The 12534-nt window shown below is 46.7% G+C and carries 14 protein-coding genes; 10 read left to right on the forward strand and 4 right to left on the reverse strand.

Going from position 1 to position 12534, the window contains the following annotated elements; all coding sequences use genetic code 11:
* Positions 1 to 23: 23 nt before the first annotated feature.
* From QUB25_RS16045 to QUB25_RS16090, 10 genes are all read left to right on the forward strand, one after another.
* Positions 24 to 983: an aldo/keto reductase gene (locus QUB25_RS16045; protein WP_333184100.1), complete on the forward strand. Its 960-nt coding sequence runs from the start codon at positions 24 to 26 to the stop codon at positions 981 to 983.
* Between the two features lie 215 nt (positions 984 to 1198).
* The gene (locus QUB25_RS16050) at positions 1199 to 3070 is read left to right on the forward strand and encodes a serine/threonine-protein kinase (RefSeq protein WP_333184102.1); all 1872 of its coding nucleotides are present in this window, start codon (positions 1199 to 1201) and stop codon (positions 3068 to 3070) included.
* A gap of 25 nt (positions 3071 to 3095) precedes the next feature.
* A complete protein-coding gene (locus tag QUB25_RS16055; protein ID WP_333184104.1) occupies positions 3096 to 3662 on the forward strand; it encodes a GNAT family N-acetyltransferase in 567 nt (188 codons plus the stop codon).
* 25 nt (positions 3663 to 3687) lie between these two features.
* The gene (locus QUB25_RS16060) at positions 3688 to 4932 is read left to right on the forward strand and encodes an RNA polymerase sigma factor (protein ID WP_333184106.1); all 1245 of its coding nucleotides are present in this window, start codon (positions 3688 to 3690) and stop codon (positions 4930 to 4932) included.
* Positions 4933 to 5022: 90 nt separating this feature from the next.
* Entirely contained in the window at positions 5023 to 5382 is a 360-nt protein-coding gene (locus QUB25_RS16065; protein ID WP_333127503.1) for a YciI family protein, read from the forward strand.
* Positions 5383 to 5691: 309 nt separating this feature from the next.
* Positions 5692 to 6144, forward strand: a complete 453-nt coding sequence (locus QUB25_RS16070; protein WP_333184107.1) for a nuclear transport factor 2 family protein — start codon at positions 5692 to 5694, stop codon at positions 6142 to 6144.
* 37 nt (positions 6145 to 6181) lie between these two features.
* On the forward strand, positions 6182 to 6613 hold the full coding sequence (locus QUB25_RS16075) for a YciI family protein (protein ID WP_333184108.1): 432 nt from the start codon (positions 6182 to 6184) through the stop codon (positions 6611 to 6613).
* 238 nt (positions 6614 to 6851) lie between these two features.
* A complete protein-coding gene (locus QUB25_RS16080; protein ID WP_445251955.1) occupies positions 6852 to 7256 on the forward strand; it encodes a VOC family protein in 405 nt (134 codons plus the stop codon).
* 98 nt (positions 7257 to 7354) lie between these two features.
* Positions 7355 to 7762 (forward strand): VOC family protein, encoded by a 408-nt coding sequence (locus tag QUB25_RS16085; protein ID WP_333184110.1) that lies wholly within the window; start codon positions 7355 to 7357, stop codon positions 7760 to 7762.
* 203 nt (positions 7763 to 7965) lie between these two features.
* Positions 7966 to 8115 carry a hypothetical protein gene (locus QUB25_RS16090; protein ID WP_333184113.1) on the forward strand — a complete coding sequence of 50 codons (150 nt, stop codon included), beginning with the start codon at positions 7966 to 7968 and terminating at the stop codon, positions 8113 to 8115.
* On the opposite strand, the gene QUB25_RS16095 is transcribed toward QUB25_RS16090, so the two are convergent.
* The 4 genes from QUB25_RS16095 to QUB25_RS16110 form a co-directional block, all read right to left on the reverse strand.
* Positions 8087 to 9022: a branched-chain amino acid ABC transporter permease gene (locus tag QUB25_RS16095; protein WP_333184115.1), complete on the reverse strand. Its 936-nt coding sequence runs from the start codon at positions 9020 to 9022 to the stop codon at positions 8087 to 8089. The genes QUB25_RS16090 and QUB25_RS16095 overlap by 29 nt on opposite strands.
* A 46-nt stretch (positions 9023 to 9068) precedes the next feature.
* A complete protein-coding gene (locus QUB25_RS16100; RefSeq protein WP_333184118.1) occupies positions 9069 to 9638 on the reverse strand; it encodes a GNAT family N-acetyltransferase in 570 nt (189 codons plus the stop codon).
* Between the two features lie 151 nt (positions 9639 to 9789).
* Positions 9790 to 10740: a branched-chain amino acid ABC transporter permease gene (locus QUB25_RS16105; protein ID WP_333184121.1), complete on the reverse strand. Its 951-nt coding sequence runs from the start codon at positions 10738 to 10740 to the stop codon at positions 9790 to 9792.
* Between the two features lie 151 nt (positions 10741 to 10891).
* Positions 10892 to 12148 (reverse strand): ABC transporter substrate-binding protein, encoded by a 1257-nt coding sequence (locus QUB25_RS16110; protein WP_333184124.1) that lies wholly within the window; start codon positions 12146 to 12148, stop codon positions 10892 to 10894.
* Positions 12149 to 12534: the final 386 nt, after the last annotated feature.

Here is a 12534-nt window from a genome sequence, read left to right on the forward strand (position 1 = left end):
AAATATAAATGAGGACTTAGGGTATGCAAAAGCGACAATTGGGGACATCACAAATTCAGATTACACCGATAATTATGGGGACTTGGCAAGCCGGGAAGCGGATGTGGGTGGGAATTGAGGATGCTGAAACAGTCAAAGCAATGCGCGCGGCTTTTGAGGCAGGTATTACCACCTTTGATACGGCTGAGGTTTACGGAGAAGGGCATTCGGAACAAATTATCGGTCAAGCACTTTCAGATGTGCGATCGCAAGTAGTTTATGCTAGCAAAGTTTTCGCCAACCACCTGAAACCCGATTTGTTAATCGAAGCCTGCGATCGATCGCTAAAAAACCTCAACACCGATTATATCGACCTTTACCAAATCCACTGGCCCGCTGGCACTTGGAATTCGGAGTTAGTGCCAATTGCAGAAACAATGGATGCCCTGAACAAGTTAAAAGAACAGGGAAAAATTCGGGCGATCGGCGTTTCCAACTTCTCCCGCGCCCAAATAGAAGAAGCGACCCAATACGGACGCATTGACAGCTTGCAACCGCCATATTCTCTGTTTTGGCGCTGGGTAGAAAAAGATGCTATGTCCTATTGTGTGGACAATCATATCTCAATCATTGCCTATTCATCTCTAGCTCAAGGAATATTGACAGGTAAATTCGGGGCAGAACACAAGTTTGAAGAAGGCGACCACCGCGCCAAAAATAAGCTGTTCATCAAAGAAAATTACGACCGAGTGCAAACAGCATTAAATCAACTCAGGCCAATTGCCGATCGCCACCAGACAAGCTTGGGCAACTTAGCTTTAGCCTGGTTGATTTCCCAGCCACAAACAAATGCCATTGTCGGCGCGCGCGACGGGAAACAAGCAGCCGAAAATGCAAAAGCTGCTGAGGTAAAATTGAGTGAAGAGGAATTAAAAGAAATTGACGCGATCGGGCGCACCGTCACCGATCATTTAGACGATAACCCCGTTATGTGGAATTTCTAAAATAGTTAATTCAGGACTAGCAAAACCTCTATAGGTAGGGTGCGCAGTGCGCACCTTACCCCTATAAGTAGGGCGTAAAACCCCTCTGACAATAAGTCCTACAAATTTTATAGAGTCGGGCTAGAGGTATAATATTTGCTGCCTAGTGCAAATATTCAAAAACATAAAATCTAAAATCCTTAATCCCAAATCTAAAATCTAAAATCTAAAATCGAATGAGTTACTGCCTAAACCCCAACTGTTCCAAGCCGCAAAACCCTCCCGCAGCTAAAATTTGCCGAAACTGCCGTTCAAAACTGCTGCTGCGCGATCGCTACCGGGCTATAAAGGCGATCGGACAAGGCGGTTTTGGTAGAACATTCCTCGCCGTTGACGAAGACAAACCCTCAAAACCTCGCTGCGTCATCAAACAATTTTTACCCCCAGAAACCCAACTCATCCCATCAGCAAGCAATCGCAACAGCAAAAAAGCAGCCGAACTTTTTGAACAAGAAGCAATGCGATTAGACGAATTGGGCAAACACCCTCAAATTCCAGAACTATTAGCCTATTCCATCCAAGACAGCAGACAATATGTAGTCCAAGAATTTATCGACGGTCAAAATTTAGCACAAATTGTAGAAACAGAAGGCACATTTACAGAAAATCAAATTCAAGACTTACTCAATAGCTTATTACCCGTCCTTCACTTCATCCATTCCCACAACGTTATTCACCGAGACATCAAACCCGGAAACATCATCCGCCGCGCCGACAAACAATTAGTTTTAGTAGACTTTGGCGCCGCAAAAATTGCCACAGGTACAGCATTACTCAAAACAGGAACCAGCATCGGCAGCCCCGAATATATCGCCCCCGAACAAGCTAGAGGCAAAGCATTTTTTGCCAGCGATTTGTACAGTTTAGGCGTAACTTGTTTGTATTTGCTAACTCAAGTTTCCCCATTTGACCTCTTCGATCCTGGTGAAGATGCCTGGATATGGCGGCAGTATTTGGCCAACAACCCGGTGAGCGAACAACTCGGTAAAATTTTAGACAAAATGATTGAAAATGCTACCAACCGCCGCTATCAAACGGCTGTTGAAGTATTAAAGGAAATTAATCCCCAAGTTGCGATAGATCTAGTAATTCCTCAAAGAAATTCCAAGTTAGTTAAACCCGGAAAAACTGCTGCCCAGCCCCAACAGCAAACCTATAACTGGCAATGTCTTCACACCCTCACAGGTCACAAAAACTTAATTTACTCTGTTGCTTTCAGCCCCAACGGAGAAGTTGTAGCCAGCGGCAGCGATGACAAAACAATCAAGCTGTGGGGAGTAGAAGACGGGCAAGAAATTGTCACCCTCACAGGACACGCTAACTCGGTTTATACAGTAGCTTTCAGCCCGGACGGGCAGATGCTAGCCAGCAGCAGCCACGACAAAACAGTAAAACTTTGGCGGATGAAAGATGGACAAGAAATCCGCACCCTGATCGGTCACAGTAACTCAGTTTACGGCGCAGCTTTCAGTCGCGATGGCGAAATTATTGCTAGCTGCAGTTGGGACAAAACAATCAAGATTTGGCGAGTCAAAGACGGGCAAGAAATTCACACGCTTGCGGGTCACACCAATTTAGTTTATTTTGTTGCTTTTAGTCCTGATGGAGAAACTATTGCTAGCTGCAGTTGGGACAGAACAGTCAAAATTTGGCGAGTTAAAGATGGGAAGCTAATTCGCACACTTACAGACCATACAGACTCAGTTCGCTGCATAGCTTTTAGTCCAAATGGAGAGTTTTTGGCTAGCGGCAGCCATGACAATACTATTAAAATTTGGTGGGTCAAAGATTGGCAAGAAGTTTTAACGATCGCAGGACATTCTTGGTATGTTGATTCTATCGCTTTTAGTCCCGCTGGCGAGATTCTGGCTAGCAGCAGCAATCAAACAATCAAGATTTGGCGAGTGAAAGACGGTCAAGAAATTTGTAATATAGCAGGTCATACTAACTCGGTTTATTCGGTTAATTTTAGCCCGGAAGGAGAGTTTTTAGCGAGCGGCAGCAGTGACAAAACTATTAAGATTTGGCAGAATATGATGTTTGTTTAATGGCCCACAATTAAAGTTGTAAGTTATGATAAAGATTGTAACCAAAAGATTTCTGCTGCGTGACTTTGTAGATTCCGATCGATCGCCATTCTTGGACTATCAAGCCGATCCGCGCAACCAGACATTTTACGAACCCGATCGGTCTAGTCCCGACCATGCCGCACGTTTATTTGAGATGTTTCAGGCATGGGCTGGCGATCGCCCTCGACTAAATTACCAACTGGCGATCGTACAACGACAGGAACCTTACGCGCTTGTCGGTTGCTGTGGACTGCGGGGAAAATTGTCTGAAACTGGCGAGATGGAATTTGGTCTAGAACTGGCACCAGCCTATTGGGGGCGATATGCCTACGCGATCGAGGTGGGGCGTGCGCTGCTCGACTTTGGGTTCACGGAACTCGATCTGAAGGCGATCTCCGGGTCTACTGTGAGTGCAAATACCCGGATCGCTCGGTTGGCCCAGTGGATAGGAGCAGAGGTGGTTGCTACCCGCCCAGGGTCATCATGGATGTCCGATCGCGGTTGGAGCGAGGTCGATTGGCGGATTGCACGGGCGCAATGGGAGCATCGTACTCTGCGGCACGGCCGATAATATATGTTTTTTTTGTGAACGCTTTATGAATGAGACAGCAGCCAATCAAATCCGTCAGCAGGTGGAAGCTGTGTACCGGTCCGAATCGCGTCGCGTTTTAGCCACACTGATCCGCTTGCTCGGTGACTTCGATCGCGCCCAAGAGGCGATGCACGAAGCCTTCGCTGCGGCTGTAGCGCAATGGCCCCGCGACGGCATTCCCCCTAACCCGCGATCGTGGCTTGTTTCAGTGGGTCGCTTTAAAGCGATCGACACCATCCGCCGTCGCGCCCGCTTTGATACGCACTTGGCAGAACTCGCTCAACAACTCGATCCGAGTGACACCACAATCGAGGATGATGAGGACCTTGAGGACGATCGCCTGCGCTTGATTTTCACTTGCTGTCATCCGGCCCTGTCGCCAGAAGCTCAGGTGGCGCTGACGCTGCGGGAAGTCTGCGGACTCAGTACCGAGGAAATTGCCAGCGCCTTCCTGATTGCTCCCCCCACATTGGCGCAGCGGATCGTGCGGGCCAAGGCGAAGATCCGATCCGCACGCATTCCTTATCAAGTGCCGTCGAAAACCGATTTGCCCGATCGATTGGACACCGTGCTTCAAACGATCTACCTGGTGTTTAACGAAGGGTACGCGGCCTCATCTGGCAGATCGCTGACGCGGGCCGATCTCGCTGGCGAAGCGATCCGTTTGGGACGGCTGGTAATGGAACTGTTGCCAGACTCCGAAGCGATCGGACTCCTGGCGCTGATGCTGCTGCAAGAATCGCGGCGCACCGCACGCACTTCCTCCACCGGCGACCTCATCCTTCTAGAAGACCAAGATCGATCGCTCTGGAATCAAGCACAAATTTCTGAAGGCAGGTTGCTGGTGCGGCAATCGCTATCATCAGGACGGTTTGGTTCCTACACGCTTCAGGCTGCGATCTCAGCGGTGCATTCAGAGGCCCAGACTGCTGCTGCAACGGACTGGGCGCAGATTGTGGGCTTATACGACCTGCTGGTGCAATTAGAGCCCTCGCCCGTTGTTGCCTTAAATCGGGCGGTGGCAGTGGCAATGCGCGATGGCCCCTTAGCGGGACTGCAATCGATCGACGAAATATTAGCGCGCGGCGATTTGGCAGACTACCATCTGGCACACTCCGCGCGAGCCGATTTGTGTCGGCGGCTGGGCAGAACGGCTAATGCCAGAGAATCCTACCAAAAGGCGCTGGCGATCGTGAAACAGGAACCAGAGCGTCGTTTTCTCGAAAAACGCCTTCGCCAGTTAGGCTGAAAAAATTTTTTCCTACCCTGTCGATTTGCAGCTTCGCCGAACGACTACTAAATGAAGGCGACTATCTCAGATCGAATTTTGGAGATAACGATGAAATACATATTGCTGATTTACAGCGACGAAAATGCCTGGACTGAAAGCGAGCTGCAGCAATGCTACGCAAAGTCTTTGCAGCTAACCCAAGAACTGCAAGCGAACAATCAATATTTGGGTGCTTCGCCGCTACACTCGATCGCCACAGCAACCAGTATTCGAGTGCGTGACGGCAAAAAACTTGTCACCGATGGGCCGTTTGCGGAGACGCGCGAACAACTCGGCGGCTACTTTCTGATCGATGCCAAGGATCTTGACGAAGCGATCGCGATCGCAGCACGCATACCAAGCGCCAGTAAAGGTACGGTTGAAATTCGCCCGATCGTGGAACTGTCGGGCTTGCCATCAGACCAGTAGTTGCCGTCAATCGATTTTAGATTTGAGATTTTAGATTTTAGATTGACCCCACGGATAAATGCGGGGGCTTGAGGATTTTCGAAAAGGGATTGATTCCACGGATAAATCACGTGGCGGGTACCACCTTTGAAATTCGCTTGTCAATACCGCTCAACGCAAACTTCCACATCCGCACTGACAAACTTTTTCAGAAAAAATCTTCAACCTGTCGATCGCGCGCACCTCTATTCGACTAGATGGTAGAGCAAGGGTTAGGAGTTTTCACTCTGCGCCCGGAAAACCAATCGACATCAAGAAGGAGAGACCACAATGACTGTGACAACCGAAACCACCAAAACACAAGACGAAGCCCTGATTCGACAAATCATCGCAGATACCGCCAGTGCCATCTGCGCCAAAGACCTCGATCGCATCATGGCGCACTACGCCCGAGATGTGATTATTTTCGATGCAATACCGCCGTTCCAAACCAAAGGGGCAGATGAATTTCGACGGACGTGGGAGGCCTGCCTGCCTTGCTTCCCGGACTCCTTCGGGATTGAGATGCGAGACCTCAGCCTCACCGTCAGCGGTGATTTGGCCCTCGCCCACTGGCTTTTTCACTTCACAGGGATGGCACCAGATCACCCAGCGGGGCAGATGTGGATGCGAATCACCTCTGGGTGCCAGCGGAAACAGGGCAGATGGCAGATTGTGCACGAGCATTGCTCTGTCCCCTTCGATCCAGAAACGTCTCAAGCCGTTTTCACGATCGCACCTTAGCCCAGCTCAACAACCACAAACAAAAGGAGATTTCACGATGAAAGTCATGGTTCTAGTCAAAGCTACCGAAGACTCAGAGGCAGGCGTCATGCCCAGCGAACAGCTTCTGAGGGAAATGGGGCAATACAACGAAGCATTGGTCAAGGCGGGAATTCTGCTCGCTGCCGAAGGGCTGCATCCCAGCTCAAAAGGAGCGCGGGTAAGGTTTTCAGGTACAAATCGCAGCGTGACTGACGGGCCGTTCACAGAGACAAAAGAGCTGATTGCCGGATACTGGATCTGGCAAGTGCAGTCGATGGAGGAAGCCATCGCCTGGGTCAAACGCTGCCCCAACCCGATGCCAGGAGAATCCGAGATCGAAATTCGCCCGATCTTTGCAGCAGAGGACTTCGGCGAATGCTTGACGCCCGAACTCAGGGAACAGGAAGAACGCATTCGGGCGGGGGCAGAACAACTCAAGGGTTCTTAAGGGCATAAATACTGCCTAACTTTTCGTTCGGCAGCCACATCATTTCCCGTGAATAGATTGCTCGATCGACTATTAACCAAAGGAGTACATGATGCAATCGAATACTTATCTCTTTTTTGACAAGCGAATTTCAAAGGTGGTACAAGCCCCCGGATTTATCCGTGGAATCAATCCACAATCTCAAATCTAAAATCCTCAAGCCCCCGAATTTATCCGTGGGGTCAATCCAAAATCCAAAATCTCAAATCTCAAATCGAATGACGGTGAATGCAAAGCTGCATTTAAATTCTACGAACAGTGTTTAGGTGGCCAAATCGACGAGATGATGACCTATGGGGATGCGCCGATGTCTGAGGAAATTCCCTCGGAACAGCGCGATCGAATCATGCACGCCAACTTAACTGTTGGTGGAATGGTATTGATGGGTTCTGACACTCTACGCGATGGCTTTAAAAAACCACAGGGATTCTCTGTGAATCTTCAATTTGACGATCGGGTCGAAGCGGAGCGGATCTTTCAAAACTTGGCAGAAAACGGAACGGTAAAGATGCCATTCCAAGAGACCTTCTGGTCTACCCGTTTTGGAATGCTTGTCGATCGATTTGGCACGCCGTGGATGATTAATATCCAGCCAGCTACCTAACGCTTTCAAGTTTGTTCCCAGGCCTTACCCTTCAATTCAAACATTACCGAAAAATCGTTAATGTTTCACCTTGCGCTCGAAGTTAAAAAGGAGAAAACATGGCTACTAAAATTTTCGTGAATTTACCCGTCAAAAATCTAGATCGGTCTGTCGAATTTTTTACTAAACTTGGATTCAGTTTTAACGCTCAATTTACTGACGAAACTGCCACTTGTATGGTTGTGAGCGAAGACATCTTCGTCATGCTTTTGACAGAAGCCAAGTTCAAGGAATTTACACCCAACCCAATTTGCGATGCCACCAAGAGTACAGAAGTGCTGGTGTGCTTGTCTTCCGAGAGCCGAGAAGAAGTGGATAAAATGATTCGCAACGCAGTTGCTGCTGGCGGAACGACCTACAGTGAACCGCAAGACTACGGATTTATGTATAGTCATGGCTTTCAGGATTTAGATGGCCACATTTGGGAAACTATGTTCATGGAACCCAGCGCAGTAAATCAAGCTTAGGCATTTTCTATTTGCTTCCTGGAAACAATACAAAGCTCTTCTCAATGGGTTCAAGTTAATGATTGCATTGAGAAGAGCGATCGAATATCCACAAAGACCGCATAAACCATGAATTAATCATCTAAACCAGTTGGCTACAACTGCGTTTCGCCGTATTTCGTTATCGGTGGTGTAGCAGAAACATCGCATTTCTCATCGGAGTATTGGCAGCGATCGAACTGAGGCGGTTCCCCAATGAATCGGGAAAGCCGATCGACTCTGAAGTCAGCCTCAACGATACGGTAGTGATGATTGCTGAGGTCGGCGATGGCTGGCCATCCTTTTTTAAACAGAAGTACGATCGGTCTTTTTAAATTTCTTCAACAACTCGGGCGTCACCAAACCTTGCGGAAAAAATATCGTCCCCAAAACAATCAGCAACCCAAAAATAATTAAACGTCCATCCCGCAGAAATTGCGCCAACCAAATTGGCAATCCCTGAATAGTTGCTATCCCCCTCAAAACCTCCGGCAAAGCAGTAAACACCATCCCACCCAAAACTGCTCCTAGAAAAGTTCTCTTACCACCAATCAACACAGAAGTCAAGTAAATAATACTAGCATCAAAAGTACCTTGACGGGCGTTCCAAGTATTCAGAAAATGAGCGCTAACTGCACCCACGATTCCAGCTAAAACAGCACCTAACGTGAAAGCCAAAACCTTATAAAAAGTTGGGTTAATGCCGATCGCATCAGCCGCCAACTCATCAGCGCGGATTGCAGCAAAAGCCCGCCCCACCCGAATCCGTTCCAGCCGATAGACAATCGCCATACTTACCAACAGTAAAGGTAGTACAATCCACAAATACTCGATCGGCGTCGCAAACGGTTGCGGAATCCCAAAAATCCCCACAGCCCCGCCAGTGATATCTAGATTCAGCGATAAAACCCGCAAAATTTCCACAAAAGCAATAGTTGCGATCGCCAAATAAATCCCACTCAACCGCAGCGCCGGAATTCCCACCAAAATCCCCAGCAACCCCGAAACAACCCCTGCAATTATCATCTCCAATAACAGCAATGGCAGAGGAAACAAACCCCCTGTCTGTTGAAAAACCGTCGTAGATAAAATCGCCGCAATATACCCACCCAAAGCATAAAAACCAGCGCTAGCCAGAGACAACTGTCCAGTCATTAAAGGCAAATACAGCGACATTCCCAACATTGCACCCAGCAACATCGAGACAATCAGAAACCCATAAGTAGTCAAAAAGGTAGCCATTTGATTTTTAGATATTTTAGATTAGAAGTTATTAAGGAAAATCTGGTTAGCTTGGTTTCCAATTTGGATTTATTAAGCTAGTCTGAATATGGTCTTCCCACCGACCATTTATCAACAAATAGTCTCTAGCGTAACCTTCTACCAGAAATCCCAATCTTTTCAGTAGATTACCGCTACGCTGATTGTGAGGCATATAATTTGCGATAATGCGATGTAAATTTAACTCTTCAAACACATATTGAATTGCAACTCGCACAGATTCACTCATATAACCTTTACCTTGTTGCGCTTCTGCCAGATTATATCCCAAAAAGCAGAAATGACCGGCACCTCGTACAAAATTATCAAAATTAACGTTCCCGACAATATACTCCGGATTAGCCTTCTCAAAAATCCATACTTTTAAAGATTTGTCAGACTTAAAGCCTTGGAAATCTTTCTCTACTTGTTTTTCCCAATAAGTTTTCGTTAAAAAATCCTCCCCCCAATGTCTATGCCAGGGAGTAAAAAACCTTTGATTTTCTTTATAAAATTTAATAATTTCGCAAATATCGTCTTGATTGGCTAATCGCAAAAGAAGGCGATCGCTTAGTATTAATGGAACTTCCGAATTCATCAAATTGCCTCTGAGGGATGAATAAATTTTCTAGGTACGTATATAAAACTCCACAACAGTTTATACGGGCTAGTTTAGCTATAGTCTTTGCTGGAAACCCGTGGTTCCTTCTCAAAACCGCCCTGCCTTATTAGATATCTTGCAAATAATACTACACCTTTTGAATCAAACGCCGTCCAAACAAACCCTGCGGTCTAACCAATAGCATAATAAACAATATGGCAAAAGCAACAGCATCCTTATAAGCCGAAAAATCTCCAGGTACAAAAGCCTCCACCAAACCAATTATAAAACCTCCCAAAACTGCCCCAGGAATACTTCCCAACCCACCAAGCACAATCACCGCCAAACCTTTCAAACCAAAAGCAATACCAAAATACGGCCCTGCAATACTCACACTCGAACCCACCAAACTCCCCGCCAAACCCGCCAGAAAACTGCTCACAAAAAACGTCAACACAATGTATCTATCAGTATCAATACCCAATAAACTAGAAGTAGTCGCATCTTCAGCCACAGCCTGCATTGCTTTGCCAAATTTAGTAAAATTTATTAAGTAAGTTAAAACAGCTACAATCGCTACAGATACCGCAAAAATTACTATTTGAACAGTACGAATCGGAATTGGTTTATCCCCAGTCCCGAAGTTAATGGCAGCAGGTAAATAGCCGTAAGTGTTAGCAGGAAAAGTGTAAATTTCCGCACCGACCAGATATTGGATTATATTGGCGATCGCAACAGCTACACCCAAACTAGAAACCACGGTCAGCAGAGGATCCGAGTGTCGGCGGCGCAAAGGTAAAAAAGCAACTCTTTCAACTATTACTCCTACCAAACCAGCCATGACACTTCCCAAAATTAACGCCACAGCAAAAGGCAACTGCACCGGAATTCGAGCGTTAGCCCACAATCCATTAAAACCGAAAGCTCCTCCCATCAGTGCATAAGTGAAATAAGCACCCAAAGTAAATACGGCACCGTGAGCAAAATTAATAATTCCCAAAATAGAAAAGACCAGCGTGTATCCCAGGGCAAAAATAGCATACACGCTGCCGATCGACAAACCATTCAAAAATTGTTGCAAAAACAGAGTTAAGTCCATTATCGGTTAAGAAGTGAGCATTACACCAAAATCATTCAACAACCAATATGTCCGCGATTTTCCCTCTTCCCTCTTACTTCTTTGGTCTTCCTGACACTTGTTACATCCGTTACATCTGTTACAAAAGCAGTGGACAAACTTCCCTCTCCCCTCATTTCAAAAACTCAAACTTACCATTATTGCCATCTGCCTCCATCTTAATCCGTGCCACATAAAACTCTTTCTGATTAATCTCACCTTCAGGGGTAAAAGAAATTTCCCCCAAAGGCGTGTCATACTTTCCACGCAACAACTGCTGATTCAAATTTGTACGCAACTCTGCTAAAGGCTTTTCGCTAACCTTAGACTGAGCATTAAGTGCCTTTAATGACTCAACAAAAACTTGTACGCCAGTAAAAGCCTGAGCGCTAAACTGAGGCGGTTCTTTCTTAAATTGAGCGCGATAAGCCTCGCGAAAAGCCTTATTAACTTCATTTTCATATTCCGGGCTGTAGGCTTGGGCAATCAAAACTCCATCACAGAGTGCTTTACAAACAGGAAATAAATTAGAAGTATTCAGACCATTGCCGCCAATTATCGCGCTTTTGTAACCCAACTCCCGCAATTGCTTAATTAAATTGCCTCCATCGGCAGCCAACCCGGAAATAATTATCAAATCGGGGTTGACATTTATTGCGTTAGTAGCTTGAGATTGGAAATCTGTATCAGTAGTCAAGAATTTTTGGACTGTTGCCAATTCCAGCCCCATATCTTTAACAGTTGTCTGAAAAGTTTCAGTCTCAGATTTGCTAAAAGCATCATTCTGAGCAAAAAACACGGCTACTTTCTTAATATTGGGATTTTGCTTCAGTGCAGCTTTAACTGCATTAGGTGCTACCACGGCCACAGGCGCGGAGACTCTGGCCACATAATCGCCAATCTGGGGAATGCCTTTAGCAGTGTTGGAGGGTGCGATAACGGGTACTTTTGCGCGATCGGCGATCGGATCGGCACTAAAAGCTTGCTGCGAGAGAGTTGGCCCCACAATACCTACCACCTTATCCTGATTGATCAGAGTATTGAAGGCATTGATTGTCCCTTGTTCATCTCCACCGGTATCTTGGAACACCAGTCTAATCGGCGTCCCATCCACACCGCCCTTATCGTTGAAATACTTCTGAGCAATTTTCGCCCCAGCCACCTGTTCCTGACCGAGCAAAGCCACATTGCTAGTTTGGGCCACCCCAACCCCAACGGGAATAGCGGTAGAGTTCCCTGCAGCCGAACCCTCTGACGAAGTTGCTGGAGATGGCGAAGTACCTGTAGATACGGTAGTTGATGTCTGGGGAGTGTTCGTCTGAGTGCAAGCGATCAGCAGTAAAGCGCAGGTAACGAACAAGGCAGTAGGGCGAGCGGCAGGTTTTTTCATAAGCGGGCGATCGAACACATATATATAGACCATCTCTATATAGAACATCTATATGTGCAAATATTCTACCGATTCGCTGAAGAGTCCCGGCCCAAAGTGTATTTCCGGGGTCAAAAAGTAGACCCAAGCCCTAAAGAGGAGTCAGCCAGGGGATACCGGAGCCGTGAAGGACAGCCGAAACCCTTGGTGTGTATAGGCTCAAAAAAAAGTTAAAAATATTTTCGCAAAACGCTTGACAACCCTGGGGAGAGTTGATACATTAATAAAGCGCCAGAAGAGAAGCGGTTCAAACAACCGCCAACTAAAGGCAAAAAACTGAACCTAGAAAAAAGAATAGTTTGAAAGCTTAAAGCACTATTAACCTCGTCAAAAAAATCAAGATAGAG

Origin of the sequence: Microcoleus sp. B3-D7, from assembly GCF_036705305.1 — a bacterium.
Classification (GTDB): Bacteria; Cyanobacteriota; Cyanobacteriia; order Cyanobacteriales; family Microcoleaceae; genus Microcoleus.

Coding starts and splice junctions, on each gene's coding strand:
- QUB25_RS16045 (WP_333184100.1), top strand. CDS start 24: ATGCAAAAGCGACAATTGGGGACATCACAAATTCAGATTACACCGATA.
- QUB25_RS16050 (WP_333184102.1), top strand. CDS start 1,199: ATGAGTTACTGCCTAAACCCCAACTGTTCCAAGCCGCAAAACCCTCCC.
- QUB25_RS16055 (WP_333184104.1), top strand. CDS start 3,096: ATGATAAAGATTGTAACCAAAAGATTTCTGCTGCGTGACTTTGTAGAT.
- QUB25_RS16060 (WP_333184106.1), top strand. CDS start 3,688: ATGAATGAGACAGCAGCCAATCAAATCCGTCAGCAGGTGGAAGCTGTG.
- QUB25_RS16065 (WP_333127503.1), top strand. CDS start 5,023: ATGAAATACATATTGCTGATTTACAGCGACGAAAATGCCTGGACTGAA.
- QUB25_RS16070 (WP_333184107.1), top strand. CDS start 5,692: ATGACTGTGACAACCGAAACCACCAAAACACAAGACGAAGCCCTGATT.
- QUB25_RS16075 (WP_333184108.1), top strand. CDS start 6,182: ATGAAAGTCATGGTTCTAGTCAAAGCTACCGAAGACTCAGAGGCAGGC.
- QUB25_RS16085 (WP_333184110.1), top strand. CDS start 7,355: ATGGCTACTAAAATTTTCGTGAATTTACCCGTCAAAAATCTAGATCGG.
- QUB25_RS16095 (WP_333184115.1), bottom strand. CDS start 9,022: ATGGCTACCTTTTTGACTACTTATGGGTTTCTGATTGTCTCGATGTTG.
- QUB25_RS16100 (WP_333184118.1), bottom strand. CDS start 9,638: ATGAATTCGGAAGTTCCATTAATACTAAGCGATCGCCTTCTTTTGCGA.
- QUB25_RS16105 (WP_333184121.1), bottom strand. CDS start 10,740: ATGGACTTAACTCTGTTTTTGCAACAATTTTTGAATGGTTTGTCGATC.
- QUB25_RS16110 (WP_333184124.1), bottom strand. CDS start 12,148: ATGAAAAAACCTGCCGCTCGCCCTACTGCCTTGTTCGTTACCTGCGCT.